This window comes from Alloyangia mangrovi, assembly GCF_002300555.2.
Classification (GTDB): Bacteria; Pseudomonadota; Alphaproteobacteria; order Rhodobacterales; family Rhodobacteraceae; genus Salipiger; species Salipiger mangrovi.
Genome location: NZ_NTHN02000007.1, coordinates 43618 through 57569, shown reverse-complemented (window position 1 = coordinate 57569; position 13952 = coordinate 43618). Strand labels below are relative to the sequence as shown.

Annotated in this window: 12 protein-coding genes and 1 pseudogene; 2 read left to right on the top strand and 11 right to left on the bottom strand. The window is 67.3% G+C overall.

Features of this window, described 5'->3' with window-relative positions; translation table 11 throughout:
* Positions 1-44: 44 nt before the first annotated feature.
* The 10 genes from CLG85_RS05685 to CLG85_RS05640 form a co-directional block, all read right to left on the bottom strand.
* Positions 45-1481 carry an acyl-CoA dehydrogenase family protein gene (locus CLG85_RS05685; RefSeq protein ID WP_260348552.1) on the bottom strand — a complete coding sequence of 479 codons (1437 nt, stop codon included), beginning with the start codon at positions 1479-1481 and terminating at the stop codon, positions 45-47.
* 163 nt (positions 1482-1644) lie between these two features.
* Entirely contained in the window at positions 1645-2520 is an 876-nt protein-coding gene (locus tag CLG85_RS05680; protein ID WP_095884353.1) for an amidohydrolase family protein, read from the bottom strand.
* A 12-nt stretch (positions 2521-2532) separates the two neighbouring features.
* Positions 2533-4407: a feruloyl-CoA synthase gene (locus CLG85_RS05675; RefSeq protein ID WP_095884352.1), complete on the bottom strand. Its 1875-nt coding sequence runs from the start codon at positions 4405-4407 to the stop codon at positions 2533-2535.
* Between the two features lie 20 nt (positions 4408-4427).
* Complete coding sequence (locus tag CLG85_RS05670) at positions 4428-5201, bottom strand: crotonase/enoyl-CoA hydratase family protein (RefSeq protein ID WP_095884351.1); 774 nt, start codon at positions 5199-5201, stop codon at positions 4428-4430.
* A 32-nt stretch (positions 5202-5233) separates the two neighbouring features.
* Complete coding sequence (locus tag CLG85_RS05665; protein WP_260348551.1) at positions 5234-5998, bottom strand: SDR family NAD(P)-dependent oxidoreductase; 765 nt, start codon at positions 5996-5998, stop codon at positions 5234-5236.
* Positions 5999-6009: 11 nt separating this feature from the next.
* Entirely contained in the window at positions 6010-7290 is a 1281-nt protein-coding gene (locus CLG85_RS05660; RefSeq protein WP_260348550.1) for a TRAP transporter large permease, read from the bottom strand.
* Positions 7290-7826, bottom strand: a complete 537-nt coding sequence (locus tag CLG85_RS05655; RefSeq protein WP_095884183.1) for a TRAP transporter small permease — start codon at positions 7824-7826, stop codon at positions 7290-7292. Before CLG85_RS05655 ends, CLG85_RS05660 begins: the two co-directional genes overlap by 1 nt.
* A gap of 75 nt (positions 7827-7901) precedes the next feature.
* Positions 7902-9005: a C4-dicarboxylate TRAP transporter substrate-binding protein gene (locus tag CLG85_RS05650; protein ID WP_224847412.1), complete on the bottom strand. Its 1104-nt coding sequence runs from the start codon at positions 9003-9005 to the stop codon at positions 7902-7904.
* Between the two features lie 58 nt (positions 9006-9063).
* Complete coding sequence (locus tag CLG85_RS05645) at positions 9064-9537, bottom strand: MarR family winged helix-turn-helix transcriptional regulator (protein ID WP_095883861.1); 474 nt, start codon at positions 9535-9537, stop codon at positions 9064-9066.
* Positions 9538-9660: 123 nt separating this feature from the next.
* A complete protein-coding gene (locus CLG85_RS05640; RefSeq protein WP_095883860.1) occupies positions 9661-11520 on the bottom strand; it encodes an FAD-dependent monooxygenase in 1860 nt (619 codons plus the stop codon).
* A 102-nt stretch (positions 11521-11622) separates the two neighbouring features.
* On the opposite strand from CLG85_RS05640, the gene CLG85_RS05635 reads away from it, so the two are divergent.
* Both CLG85_RS05635 and CLG85_RS05630 read left to right on the top strand, forming a co-directional pair.
* A complete protein-coding gene (locus tag CLG85_RS05635; RefSeq protein ID WP_235865489.1) occupies positions 11623-12054 on the top strand; it encodes a MarR family winged helix-turn-helix transcriptional regulator in 432 nt (143 codons plus the stop codon).
* Between the two features lie 134 nt (positions 12055-12188).
* Positions 12189-13061 (top strand): annotated as a pseudogene (locus CLG85_RS05630) (MBL fold metallo-hydrolase).
* Between the two features lie 45 nt (positions 13062-13106).
* Here CLG85_RS05630 and CLG85_RS05625 read toward each other — a convergent pair.
* Entirely contained in the window at positions 13107-13598 is a 492-nt protein-coding gene (locus tag CLG85_RS05625; protein WP_095883859.1) for a flavin reductase family protein, read from the bottom strand.
* Positions 13599-13952 lie beyond the last annotated feature (354 nt).

The window sequence follows — 13952 nt, the reverse complement described above, 5'->3', positions numbered from 1 at the left end:
GCCCCCATATCGCGGGAGCGCCCCGCTGCCAAGGCGCGAGCGATTCAGCCCGCCGCCAGCCTCAGCCGCACCGCCCGGGCCAGAAGCGTCGCGGTCGCCTGGGCGAAGCCATGTGCCTCGGCGCGGGTATCCGGGGTCTCGGCGAGGGTCCGGGCGCGGCCCTGCCACGCCGCGCAGTCCGCCACCAGCTCGGGGTTGTCGCCGCCGAGCCGCATCACCAGCGCCGCGAACTGCCCGATCGCCGCGCCACCGTCCAGCCTCAGCCCACGCGTCGCCAAGGTGAGCGCGTGGATGCCGTTCGCCCCTTCGTAGATCGAGGTGATCCGCGCATCGCGCCAGATTTGCGCAACACCGTATTCCTCCAAATAGCCGTAGCCGCCGAGGATCTGGATGCCGAGGTCCGCCGAACGGATGCCGGCCTCGGTGGCGTAGATCTTGCACAGAGGGGTGAGGAACTCGATGAGGGCAGGGGCCTCGGCCTTCTCCAGCTCGGCCAGCGCAAGGTGGCACATGCCGCGCGCGGTGCGGGCGAGGTCCTGCTGCTCGTCGAGCATGCGCGTCACATCGGGGTGGTCCGTCAGTAGCGCCGGGTCGCCCTCGGGGGTGCGGCCCTGCCTGCGCTCTGCGGCATAGGCGCTGGCGATGGCAAAGGCGCGGGAGGCATGTGCAACGCCCTGCAGCGCCACGTCGAGCCGGGCGTGGTTCATCATGGTGAACATCGCTGCCAGTCCGCGCCCCTCGTCACCGATCAGCTCGGCCGTCGCGCCGTCGAATTCCATCTGGCAGGTGGGCGAGGCATGCAGGCCGAGCTTTTCCTCGATGCGGGTGACGGTGATGGCATTGCGGGTGCCATCGACCTCGGAGGTGCAGAGGAACAGCGACAACCCCTTCACCCCGTCCTCGGGCGCGCCGGTGCGGGCAAGGACCAGATGCAGGATGCCCTGCGACATGTCCTGATCGCCGCCCGAGATGAAGATCTTCTGCCCATAGATCTTCCACGCGTCGCCCTCCCGCGTCGCCTTGCAGCGGATGCGCGAGAGGTCAGAGCCCGCCCCGGCTTCGGTCAGGCACATGGTCGAGAGCCAATCGCCCGAGGTCAGGTGCGGGATATAGGTGGCCTGCTGCTCGGGCGTGCCATTGGCGAGCAGCGTCGAGATCGCGCCGGGCACCAGACCGGTGACCATTTGCAAAGAGTGGTTGGCCCCCGAGAAGATCTCTGACACCGCCGCCGCCGTCAGGTGGTCGAGCGCCTGACCGCCAAGCGCCTCGGGGGCGGTGAGCCCCTGCCAGCCGCTTGTCGCCAGCTCGGCATAGGCCGCGCCGAAGCCGTCGGGCATGCGCACCCGACCGTTCTCGAGGCGACAGCCCTGCCGGTCGCCTGGCTCGTTGAGCGGCGCAAGCACGCCCTCGGCAAAGGCGGCGAAATGCTGGGTGATCTCCTGCGACAGCTCGGCATCCCAACGGGGGGGTATCCCCGGCAAAGATGCGCAGGCTGTAAAAGATTTCGTCGGTGGGGGCCTGGAAGGGGATCATCTGTGCCTCGCTCGCAAGGGGGCTCGGCGGCGCAGGGGCACCGCCGCGGAGCCCGCTCCGGCTCCGCGCGTGAAGAAGGGAAGCCCGCGCGCCGGGACGCGCGGGAGGGGGTCAGGCCTCGATGCCCAGCAGGCGCATCGCGTTTTCCTTGAGGATCAGCGGGCGCACCTCGTCCTTGAACTCGGCCTGATCGAAGGCATTGAGCCACTTTTCGGGGGCGATCATCGGCCAGTCGGAGCCGAAGAGCATCTTCTTCTTCAGGATCGAGTTGGCGTATTGCACGAGGATCTTCGGGAAATACTTCGGCGACCAGCCCGAGAGGTCGATGTAGACGTTGGGCTTGTGCTGGGCCACCGAGAGCGCCTCTTCCTGCCAGGGGAATGAGGGATGCGCGAGGATGATCGGCATGTCGGGGAAATCCACCGCCAGATCATCCATGTACATCGGGTTCGAGTATTTCAGCCGCATGCCGTTGCCGCCGCGCATCCCCGAGCCGACGCCGGTCTGCCCGGTGTGGAAGAGCGCCGGCACCCCGGCTTCGGCGATCGCCTCGTAGAGCGGATAGGCCATGCGGTCGTTGGGATAGAAGCCCTGCATCGTGGGGTGGAACTTGAAGCCCTTGATGCCGTGGTTCTGCACCAGATCGCGGGCCTCGCGCGCCCCCAGCTTGCCCTTCGCCGGGTCGATCGAGGCGAAGGGGATGAGGATGTCGTCGTTCTTGGCGCAGGCGTCGGCGACCTCGTAGTTGTCGTAGCGCCGGTAGCCGGTCTCGCGCTCGCTATCGACGGGGAAGATCACCGCGGCGATGTTCATCTGCCGGTAGTGCGCGGCGGTCTCGTCGATGGTCGGCGGATGCGCCCAGGGCGCGCCGAAATACTTGGCCATGGTCGACTGAAGCTCGTCGTAGCCGTCGTCAGTGTGGCAGCCGCAGGCTTCCTCGGCGTGGGTGTGGAAATCGATCGCGCGGATCTTGGCGAAGTCGATCATGGGGATGCCTCCTCAGACGCGGATCAGGCCCGGGTCTTCGTTGTCGTAGAGCCGCTCGAGCAGGTCGGCGCGGCGGGTCAGGATCTTCTTGATGTTGAGCGAGCCCTTGTCGGTGACCTCGTGGTGCTCCAGCGAGGGCGGCTCGGCAAGCACCATCGCGCGGGTGATGCGCTTGGCCGAGCCCGTGACATGCGCGTTCATCTCGCGCAGGCGCAGCTCGATCTTGGTCATCAGCTCGGTGTCGGTGATGGCGCCCTGGGTGATCTCGCCCACCTTGGCGGCACCGGGGACGGGGAAGACGAAAAGCCCCACCTCGCCGCGGTCATGGCCGCAGATCACCACGTCCTGCGCGAGCCCGGCCAGCTCCTTCAGCGCGGCCATGCGCAGGTTGCCCGCCTGTACCCAGGTACCGGTGTCGAGCTTGAAGTCCTCCGAGACGCGCCCGTCGAAGACGAGGCCCCGGTTGGCATCTTCGGGATCCACGAAGCGCACCGCGTCGCCGGTGATGAAGAAGCCTTCCTCGTCGAAGGCCTCGGCGGTCTTCGCGGGGTCGTTGAAATAGCCCTGCATCACGTTGGGGCCCTTCACCCGGATCTCGCAGCGCATGTCCTCGTCGGGGATCAGCTTCACCTCGACGCCGGGAAGCGGCACGCCGATCACCCCCGAGCGACCGATGGGCTCGTGCACCATCAGGCAGGCAGGAGCGGTCTCGGTGAGGCCCCAGCTCGAGATCATCATCGGAAGGCCGCCGCGGGCGTGGATGCAGAATTGCTCGAGCGCTTCCCAGACATCCTGCGGCAGCGAGGCACCGGCATAGAACAGCAGCTGTTGGTCCTTGAAGAGGTGCTCCTGCAGGGCCGGATCATCCTTGATCGCATCGGCCAGCATGTTCCAGCCCACCGGCACGTTGAAGGCCAGCGTGCCGGGGCGGTCGGTGCGGTTCTTGAGCGTGGTGGCAAAGCCCTTGCCTGTGGGCTTGCCGCTGTCGATGGTCAGCGTGCCGCCATGCGCGAGCATCATGTTCACGTTGTGCGAGCCGCCGAAGACGTGGTTCCACGGCAGCCAGTCGGTGATGCGCGGCGCATGGTCCATGAGGAAGGGCAGGGCGACCTGCATCTGTACCTGGTTGACGCACATCATCCGATGGGTGGTCAGCACGCCCTTGGGGTCCGAGCTGGAGCCGGAGGTGAAGAGGATCTTCGCCAAGGTGTCCGGGCCGACGGTCGCGTGCACGGCGTCGAGCTCGGGGCTTTCCTCGGTGGCAAGAAGCTCGGCCATGGCGGTGACCGGACGCCCGGCCTCGCCGCGCGCGGCCACGACCTCGACGTCCGCGAGCTGCGGCAGGGCGAGGGCGGAGGCGTAGCGCGTGGCGTCATCGACGAAGGCGAGCTTGGGGGTCACCTTGTCGAGCACGTAGATCAGCCGGCCATGCGCCTCGGGAATCAGCGCGTATTGCTCGGCCAGTGGCACCACCGGCACGCCGATGTATTGAGCGGCCAGCGAAACCAGCAGGTGATCGAGCCCGTTGCCCGAGAGCATGGCGATGGTGTCGCCCTGTCCCAGCCCGCGCGCCAGCAGCGCTGAAGCGACGGCGCGCACCTGCTGCAGGAGCTCGAGATAGGTCACGTTGCGCCAGCCGGGGCCCTCGGTGGGGCGTTCGGAGACGGCGACGCGGTAGGGGGCTTCCTTCGCCCAGCGGTGCAGCCATGCGCCGGTGTTGGCGACGGCCTCGGGCAGCTCGTAGCTCGAGCGCAGCAGGATGGTGCCGTCCTCACGGTCTTCGCGCTCGACCTTGTGCGGCACAAAGCGGGTCAGCGTGTGGCGGCGGGCCCAGTCGGCGCGGGCCTCGTGGCCTGTCGGAGCGCGTTCGATGATGGTCATGTCCATGTGTCCTCCCTCCAGGCGCTTCAGCGGAACACGGGCGCGCGCTTCTCGAGGAAGGCGTTCAGCCCCTCTTCGGCGTCCGGGGTTGTCTGCACCAGCGCGGCACAGAGGCTCTCTGTAAACAGGCCATCGCTGCGCGACATGTCGTTGATCCGGCTCAGCGCCTGCACCATGAAATAGTTCGACATGGGCGCGTTCCCGGCGATCTGCTCCGCCAGCTTGCGGGCCAGCGGCAGCGCCTCGCCCGCCTCGACGCTGTAATGGGTCAGCCCCAGCCGCAGCCCGTCCTCGGCACCGTACTTGCGCCCGGTCAGCATCATCTCGACCATGCGATCCGCCCCGAGGATTCGGCCAACCCGCACCGAGGCGCCGCCTCCGACGAAGATGCCGCGTCGCCCCTCGGGCAGTTGAAAGATCACCGAGGGCTCGGCGATGCGCACATGGGTCGATGCCGCCAGTTCCAGCCCGCCGCCGATCACCGCGCCCTCCATGGCCGAGATCGTCACCTTGCCGCCGAACTGGATCATCTCCATCACCCGGTGCCAGTTGCGCGAATGGTAGACGCCGTCCTCGGCGCTGCGCGAGACATGCTCCGACAGGTCGAGCCCCGAGCAGAAGTGCCCGCCGGCACCGGTCAGGATCACCACGCGAACGTCCTTCGGCAGCGTCACGTAGGCATTCTCCAGCGCCGCGATCAGCCCGTCACTCATGGCATTGCGCTTGTCGGTGCGGATCATGGTGAGGGTGGCGATCTGGCCGTCCACCTCGGTGGTGAGATACTTGGCGTGGTCGGACATGGCAGTCTCCTTGGGGACGTCTTGGAGTAGGGTCATTTGGGGGCGAGACGGACGGCGCTGTCGAGGCGGATCACCTCGCCGTTCAGCAGCGGGTTCTCGATGATCTGCTGCACCAGAAGCGCGAACTCGTCGGGCTTGCCCATGCGCGAGGGGAAGGGCAGGCCGGCCTCCAGCGCGGCGCGTGCCTCGGGCGGCAGGCCGGCGCTCATGGCGGTCTCGAAAAGGCCGGGCGCGATGGTCATCACGCGGATGCCGAAGCGGGCCAGCTCGCGCGCTGCGGGCAGGGTGAGAGAGGCGATCCCGCCCTTGGAGGCGGCATAGGCGGCTTGGCCGATCTGCCCGTCCTGATAGGCGACAGACGCGGTGTTGAGGATGATCCCCCGCGCGCCGTCCGGATCCACTGGCTCCAGCGCCGACATGGCGCGCGCGGCGTGGCTGAGCACGATGTAGCTGCCGAGCGTGTTGATTTTCAGCGTGCGCTCGAAGGCCTCGATGGACAGCGATCCGTCGCGCGGCAGGATGCGGGTGGCGGTGCCGATCCCGGCGCAGTTGACCGCGATGCGCGGCGTGCCGAGCTTCTCGCTGACTTCGGTGAAGGCGGCTTCCACGGCGGCGGCGTCCGAGACGTCGACCGCCACGGCCAGCCCACCGATTTCGCCCGCGACGCGCTGGGCGGCCTCGGGGGAGAGGTCCAGCACCGCAACCTTTGCCCCCGCTGCCGCCAGCCGCCGCGCGGTGGCCTCGCCGAGGCCGCTTCCGGCGCCGGTGACGAGGGCGATGGTTCCGTTGATATTCATGGTCGAAATCCTCAGAAGAAGCCGCGCACGGCGAGCATGCCGCCGACCAGCACCAGGTCGGCAAGGATGAAGGGCACGATCCCCGCGAAGACCTGCTCCAGCCGCACGTAGTCTCGGGCGACGGAGTGGATGACGAAGACGTTGAGCCCCACCGGCGGCGTGATCATGCCGATCTCCAGCAGCTTGGCGACCAGCAGGCCGAACCACAGCTTGTCGACGCCATGCTGGGCGAGGATCGGCAGGAACAGCGGCAGGGTCAGCAGCAGCGCCCCGATCGGCTCGAGGAACATCCCGAGGATCAGGTAGATCACCACGATCACCAGCAGCAGCGCGAAGGTGCCGAGGCCGAGCCCCTCGACGAACGTCCCCATCTGCATCGACAGGCCCGACATGGCGACGAGCCGGGTGAAGAGGTTGGCGCCGATGGCGATGATGAAGAGCGCGCCCGAGGAGAGCAGCGTGTCGACGATGCTTTCCTTGAAGTCGGCCCAGCTCAGCGAGCGGCGGGCGACGCCGAGGAGCAGCGCGACGAAGCTGCCGAAGGCCCCCGCCTCGGTGGCGGTGAAGAAGCCGGTGAAGAGCCCGCCGAACACCGCGCCGATGAGCAGCAGCACCGGCCAGATCTCGGCGGTCTTCTTCCAGCGGTCGCCCATGGTGTAGGGCTCGGCGCGGGGCAGGCTGGCCGGGTTGCGAAGCCAGACGATCAGCACGGCGCAAATGTAGAAGGCCAGCGAGGCAAGGCCGACGAAGAGCCCGCCGAGGAACAGGTCGTTGATCGAGGTCTCGGCCTGGATGCCGAAGAGGATCAGGATGATCGACGGCGGGATCAGCGCGCCGATGGTGCCGCCTGCGGCGACAGCGCCGGTGGCGATGCGCAGATCGTACTTCTGCCGCGCCATCTCGGGCACCGCGATGCGGCCGATGGCGGCCGAGCAGGCGACCGACGAGCCCGAGACCGCGGCGAAGCCCGAGGCGCCTGCCAGCGAGGCGATCGCCAGCCCGCCGGGCAACCAGCCCCACCAGACCCGCGCCGCCTCGAAGAGGCCGCGGGTGAGGCCCGAATGATAGGCGATGTAGCCCATCAGCAGGAACATCGGGATCGAGCTGAGGGTCCAGCTCGCCGAGGTGGTGTAGGGGATGGTCGAGATCATCGAGAGCGCCGGGCGGATGCCCGCAACCGCCCAGATGCCGACGAAGGAGACGAGGATCAGGCTTGCGGCGATGGGCACGCGCAGGCCGATCAGGATGAGCAGGGCGGCAAGGGCGAGAATGCCGATGGTGACGGGATCCATCAGATGTCCTCCAGATCTTCGAGGGCGCCGACGGGGTCGTGGTCATGCTCGCCGAAGCGGCCGGTCATCACTTCGAAGATGCGGATCGCCATGATCAGCAGGGCCAGCCCGAAGGAGATCGGCAGGATCCAGTAGCTCGGCCAGGTGACGAAGCGCAGCGTGCCGGCCTCGATGTAGGCGCCGCGGGCCATCTGCCGCATCGCCTCGAGCCCGGAGCCATAGGTGAGCACAGCCAGCACCGCGGCGAAGATGCCGAAGCCCAGCAGTTGCACCAGTTTCAGCGGCGTGCCGGTGAGGGTCTGGGTGAAGACGGTCGCCTCGATGTGGCGGCGCTTCAGTTCGGTCAGGGCCAGCGGCAGCACGCTCACGGCGACCATGTAGTATTTGCCGACGAGATCGGCGGTGGCGGGGAAGCCCGCGCCGAGAAAGGCGCGCATGAAGACGTCCACCACGACCTGCAGCATCATCGCCAGCAGCACGAGGCCGCCCAATACCATACTGATCCGCGCCACGGCGGTCTCAATCGGAGCAAGCATCCGATCCTCCGGGGGATGAGGGGAAAGTCGGGAATGGCGCGCGCCGTCGGGAGGCTCGGCGCGCGCCGGTCAGGCTCAGCTGCCGTAGGAGGTCAGGTCGATCTTCGACCAGATTTCCTCGGTCCGCAGTGCGCCCAGCTCTTCGGGAGTCATGCCGGGGGTGACCAGCTCTTCCCACTTGTCGATCAGCGCCTTGTAGCGGTCGATCTTGGCCTGTGCATCGCTCACGCCCCGGCCCTCGAGGATCGAGGCGGCATTGGCGAGACGGTCGGCGTTGAACGTGTCGCGGGCGTCGATCAGGTCCTGGTCGGGCTCGATGAACTCGACCATGTCACCGGCGCGTACCTCTTCGATCTGGCGGTCGAAGGCGGCCATGCCGGTGGCGATGCCGTATTGCGCCGCGGTGGCCAGCGCCATGCGGTCCTCGGCATCCATGCGATCCCAGAGCATCGCGCTCGCGGTGGTGATCGCGGCACCGTTGAACACGCCCTGCTCGATCTCGGTCACGTAGTCGACCACGTCGCCGAGGCGGTTGGCAATGATCTCGTGCGGCGAGGAGAAGGTGGCGTCGATCACGCCCTGGCTCAGGCTCTCGAAGAGTTCGGACGAGGGCATCTGCGCCGGTGCGCCGCCGACACTTTCGATGAAGGCCGCGTAGAAGGGCGAGCCCGAGCGGACCTTGAGGCCCTTCATGTCGCCCAGCGTCTTCACCGGCTTGGTCGACAGCAGGTCATAGAGCGGCGTGGTGTCCGAGCCGAGGTAGATCTGCCCGTTGCGTGTGAACTCGGCCTGGCAGGGCGCGCAGGTGGCGATGTATTCGGTCACCGCCGAGCTGACCACGGCGGCGCTGGAGCCCAGCATCGACAGTTCCGAGACCAGCACGCTCTCGGGGTACTCGGCGACGAAATAAGGCATCAGCAGCGCGCCGAACTCGGTCACCCCGTCGCGCAGCCCGGTCGACATCTCGTTGGGCGCGACCAGCCCCGAGGGGGTGTCCTGGCCGGTCCAGCGCCCGTCGGTCAGCTCCTCGAGCTTCTTGAAGAGCGTCGGGTAGACGTCCTTGGCGACGGCATGGTTGGGGCCGAAGCCGCTGGTGGCGCGAATGGTGTCGGCCGAGGCGCTGACCGCCAGCGCCGAAATCGAGCAAGCGAGCAGACCCGCCGCAAGACGCATTTTCATGGTTATCCTCCCTGTGAAAGTTCGCGGCCGGCCTCCTCTAGCCGCCCGCGTCATTCGCTCAGCGCGTATTGTCCTCGAGCCGCTGCAGAACGGCCATGAGATGCGCGCGGTCCTTGTCGTCGAGCCGGCCGATGATCTGGTCTTCGGCCGTTCTCACCTTTTCTGCGGCGCGGTCGCGCAGGCGGCGTCCGCGCAGCGTGGCCGTCAGCGCGTAGCGCCGGCGGTCGGTGGGAACCTTCTTGCGGGTCACGAGGCCGCGCTGTTCCAGCTCGTCGATGATCACGACGAGGTTCGAGCGCTCCATCTGCAAGGCGTCCGCAAGCTCCGACTGCACGATCCCTGCGTTGTCGGTGATGATCGACAGGCACGAAAAGCTGACCACCCGCAGGTCATCCTCGGCCAGCGCACGCTGGGCCTCGGGCTGAATCTGCATGTAGGCGCGTTTGAGCCGGTATCCGATCAGGTCGCCAAGCACCGTGTCCTCCACAGTCGGCCCGCCACGGTCTTCGGAAAGGTCGTCAGTCTGCGGCATGGGGTTCCTCCTGACTAGAACGGTATGGAGGATAATAGTTATAGTCAATAACTATTATTTTGGCGCACGCCTTGGGGCTTTACCGGCCGCCGCGGGGACGGCGGCCCGAGGGCTTCCATGAGGTTACGCGGGGAGCAGGAAGCCGTTGAAGAATTTGGAAATTTCGTTCACCGCATCGAGCGGAAGAACCTGCGCGACATATTGGTCCGGTCGTAGGATAAGCAGCGCGCCGCGGGTCCGGTCGATGCCGCGAAGGTTGAAAATATCCGGTCCGTTCGGCGCCGGGCAGAAGACCTTTTCGTAGTCGGTCAGCCTGTGCTTGCCCTTCTTCGGCAGCAGCGCGGCGGGCAGTGTCTCGAGTCGCATCTCGCGGTGCGGCGTCTGGAACACTGCGCGCAGGTCGATGAGGCTGTCCGGAACCGCGCCTCTCGGAGTGAATCCCGCGATCACCGGGGCCAATGCGTCGCAGAGCTGCGCGATGGCGCCGCCGGGCTGCCCGCTGTCGCCCGCGGGGGCGAAGGCCAGCACCCGCCAGCACCCGTCCGCCTTGAAGGCATGGCCGAGCTGCATTGGCTTGGCGTCCGCCAGCCGCACCACCGGCGCAGAATGAAAGCGCTTGCCGACCACTTGCCCTGCTGCCAGTGCCTGATGCTCGGTGCCGCCGGTGATCAGCGAGGCATCGTATTGCGTTTCGACCCCGGCGGTGTAGCGTCCGTGCTGCTTGAAATAGCGCTGGAACTGCGCGGCCTCGGCGGCATCCTTCGGCTTGGCGCTGAACAGCCGCGCCATGTCGCGGTCGAAGTCGATCAGCTCCTTGGCCTTGGCGCGGCGTTCCTCGGAGTATGTGTCGAGCAGGGCAGGGGCGGCACGCCCGCGCAGCACGGCGGCGAGTTTCCAGCCGAGGTTGAAGGTGTCGGCCATGCTGACGTTCATGCCCTGACCGGCCTTGGGGCTGTGGGTGTGGCAGGCATCGCCGGCGATGAAGATGCGCGGGCTGCGGCTGCCACGCGCGCCTTCGGGCACGTCGTCGAAGGCATCGCAGACCCGCTGGCCGATCTCGTAGGCGGACCACCAGGCGACCTCCTTCACGTCGAGCGCATAGGGCGCGAGGATCGCCTGCGCCTTGGCGATCAGCATCTCGGCGCTGACTTCGCGGTCGGCGGCGCGCTCATCGCCGTGCAGCTCGTCCAACTCGATATACATGCGGACCATGAAGCCGCCCTCGCGGGGGATGATCAGCACGCTGCCCTGATCGGCGGACTGGATCGCCGCCTTGAGGCGGATGTCGGGGAAATCGGTGACCGGGAGCACGTCCATCACGCCCCAGAGCTGCCGCGCCGACTCGCCCTTCAGCGCGTGGCCCATGGAGGCGCGCACCGTGCTGCGCGCGCCATCGCAGCCGACAACGTAGCGGGCGCGGAGGGTCTCGGTGCCCGTCCCGTCGAGGCAGTTGAACGTTGCCCGCATCGGGTAGTCGGCATCGCCGCTCTCGGTCAGCTCCACCAGTTCGCGGTTGTAATCCGGGGTCAGGCGACGCGGCGAATTGCGCATGATCTCGAGGTAGAAGTCATGCACCCGCGCCTGGTTGAGGATCACGTGCGGCATCTCGGACAGGTCGTCCTCGACGTCCTGTATGCGGTCGGCGCGATGCAGGGCGCCGTCGCTGCCGGGGCGCCAGAAGGCGACCTCGTTGACCCAGTAGCCCTCTTTCGTGACCCTCTCGGCGAAGCCGAAGGCCTCGAACATCTCGACCGAGCGGCAGGCGATGCCATCGGCCTGTCCGACCTCTAGCGGGCCCGGCTTGCGCTCGGTGATGCGCACTGAGATCTCGGGGAAAGCCGAAAGCTGCGCGGCCAGCGTCAGGCCCGCAGGGCCGCAGCCGACGATCAGCACGTCGACGTCCTGCGCCTTCTGATCCGCCCCGGGCAGGGCGGCGGCAATGGCGGGATCCCCGCTGCGAAATCCGTTCAGGTGAAACTGCATGGCCTGGTCCTCCCAAGGTAGTAAGTGTACGTATTATATTCCTCTGGTGCGGCGTGGAGTCAATATGGTAAGTATACGTATCATATTTTGGAGCCTAACCCCATGACGTCACGCGACGATCTGGGCCAGATGCCCGGCCACCTGATCCGCAAATTGAACCAGCGCTCGACCGCGGTCTTCACAGAGCGGATGAAATCGGCGCCGGTGGAGCTGACCTCGGTGCAATACGCCGCGCTCGACGTGCTGGCGCGCGAGCCGGGGATCGACCAGGCCCGGCTGGCGTCGCTCATCGCCTATGATCGGGCGACGATCGGCGAGGTGGTGAAGCGGCTCGAGAAGAAGGGGCTGGTGGCGCGGCAGGTGAACGAGGAGGACCGGCGCGCCCGCACCCTGCGCCTGACTGGCGAGGGCGAGGTCGCCCTCGCGCGGGTTGCCCCGATTGTCGCGGCGCTGCAGGCAGAGATCCTCGCCAATCTCACCCAAGCGGAGCAGGCGCAGTTCCTCGCGCTCGCGCGCAAGGCTGTGGGGGCCTGACGGGGGGGGCTGACGGGGGCCGCGCGAGAAAATTCCGGCCTGGGGGGTGACTTCACGACCCGGCAACATACATTCGTCATGATGAATATGATTTGGCCGCGCGCCCACGTCCGCCTGAGTGCAAGGAGACAAAGATGACCTTGAGCCCCGTCGTGAAGACCTTCTGGGATGAACCCACCGGTAGCTGGCAATACGTCTTCCATGATCCGCAGACGATGAAGGGCGCCATCGTCGATCCGGTGCATGACTTCGACCCGCTCGCCGGCGCCACGCGCACGAAAAAACGCCGATGCGATCCTCTCCTACGTGCAGGAGGCCGGGATCGAGATCACCCATATCCTCGACACCCACCCCCACGCCGACCACTTCTCGGCCGCGCCCTACATCAAGTCGAAGATCGGCGGCACCACCGCCATCGGCGAGCACGTGAAGAAGGTGCAGAAGCTCTGGCAGGAGATCTACAACCTGCCTGAGCTGCCGACCGACGGCACGCAATGGGACGTGCTCTTCGCCGACGGCGACACCTTCATGGTCGGCGAAATCCCGGTTGAGGTGATCTTCAGCCCGGGCCACACGCTGGCCTCGATCACCTATGTCGCCGGCGATGCGGCCTTCGTGCATGACACCTTCATGATGCCCGACAGCGGCACCTCGCGAGCGGATTTCCCCGGCGGCAGCTCGGCGGATCTCTACGCGAGCTGATGAAGATCCTCTCGCTGCCGAATGAGACACGTCTCTACGTCGGCCACGACTACGCTCCCGAGGGGCGCGAGGCGCAATGCTGCGCGACCGTGGCCGAGCACAAGGCGAAGAACATCCACCTCAAGGATGCGCCCACCGAGGCCGAATACCGCGCGGTGCGCGACAAGCGCGACGCGACATTGCCGCTGCCGAAGCTGATGTTGGCGGCGCTGCAGGTGAACATCCGTGGCGGGCGGCTGCCGGCGGCCGAGGACAATGGCCGCAGCTACCTCAAGATCCCGCTGAACCACTTCGAGCCACGGTAAGGCCCTGCCGCCGGGCGCGCGGCGATATCCGCCGCGCTGCCCGTCTCAGGCGTCAGCGGCGCCGGGCAGGCTCACGAATTTCCCTTCATGGTAGAGCAGCGGATCCGAGGGGCTGCCCCAGTCGGTCACCGCAACCACCTCCCCGATAAAGATCGTGTGGGTGCCGAAGCTGCTCTTCTGCGCCGGGCGGCAGTCGAAGCTCACCTGCGCGCCGCGGAGGGCGGGGGCACCGGTCTCCAGCTCGGACCACTCGCCCATCTCGAAGCGGGTCTCGCGGTCCTTTGGGGTGGCGAAGCGCATCGCCACGTCCTGCTGGTCGCGCGACAGCACGTTGACGCAGAAAGCCCTTGCCTCGCTCAGGTGCTCGTGGATCGAGGCCGAGGCGTTGACGCAGATCAGCAGGCTCGGCGGCTCGGCGCTGAGCGAGGTGACAGCGGTGGCGATCAGCCCGTGCCGTGCATTGCCGGCCTCGCAGGTGACCAGCGAAACGCCGGCGGCAAGGCGGCGCATGCCGGATTTGAAGTCGTTGGGGTCCATTCAGTCGTCCTTTCCTTCGGTCACGGCGGGCCGGGAGGAAGCCAGCGCCGGGGCAATCCGGGGAGGCGCCGCGCAATGCGGGCCGGGTGGCGGCGGGACCTGGACTGCTGGACCATGAATGCAGGGCGGCGGCCTCGCCGTCCAGAGCCCTTCGCGCCCCGGAATGCCCGCACCGGCTCTGCGTGCCACGCAAGCGCCTTTTCTTCCGCCTGCCACCGCGCGTGCCTGCAAGCGCCCGGATTTTGGGCGCAATGCCCGGCACATGGCGCCCCTAGCCGCCTCCTTTCCGGGACGCCAGCCCGACGCCCTTGCAACCCTGCGCCGGGCAGGGGAAGCCATCGAGGTGGATCCCGC

Coding starts and splice junctions, on each gene's coding strand:
- CLG85_RS05660 (WP_260348550.1), bottom strand. CDS start 7,290: ATGGATCCCGTCACCATCGGCATTCTCGCCCTTGCCGCCCTGCTCATC.
- CLG85_RS05640 (WP_095883860.1), bottom strand. CDS start 11,520: ATGCAGTTTCACCTGAACGGATTTCGCAGCGGGGATCCCGCCATTGCC.
- CLG85_RS05635 (WP_235865489.1), top strand. CDS start 11,623: ATGACGTCACGCGACGATCTGGGCCAGATGCCCGGCCACCTGATCCGC.
- CLG85_RS05665 (WP_260348551.1), bottom strand. CDS start 5,998: ATGAATATCAACGGAACCATCGCCCTCGTCACCGGCGCCGGAAGCGGC.
- CLG85_RS05680 (WP_095884353.1), bottom strand. CDS start 2,520: ATGATCGACTTCGCCAAGATCCGCGCGATCGATTTCCACACCCACGCC.
- CLG85_RS05670 (WP_095884351.1), bottom strand. CDS start 5,201: ATGTCCGACCACGCCAAGTATCTCACCACCGAGGTGGACGGCCAGATC.
- CLG85_RS05625 (WP_095883859.1), bottom strand. CDS start 13,598: ATGGACCCCAACGACTTCAAATCCGGCATGCGCCGCCTTGCCGCCGGC.
- CLG85_RS05675 (WP_095884352.1), bottom strand. CDS start 4,407: ATGGACATGACCATCATCGAACGCGCTCCGACAGGCCACGAGGCCCGC.
- CLG85_RS05645 (WP_095883861.1), bottom strand. CDS start 9,537: ATGCCGCAGACTGACGACCTTTCCGAAGACCGTGGCGGGCCGACTGTG.
- CLG85_RS05655 (WP_095884183.1), bottom strand. CDS start 7,826: ATGCTTGCTCCGATTGAGACCGCCGTGGCGCGGATCAGTATGGTATTG.
- CLG85_RS05650 (WP_224847412.1), bottom strand. CDS start 9,005: ATGAAAATGCGTCTTGCGGCGGGTCTGCTCGCTTGCTCGATTTCGGCG.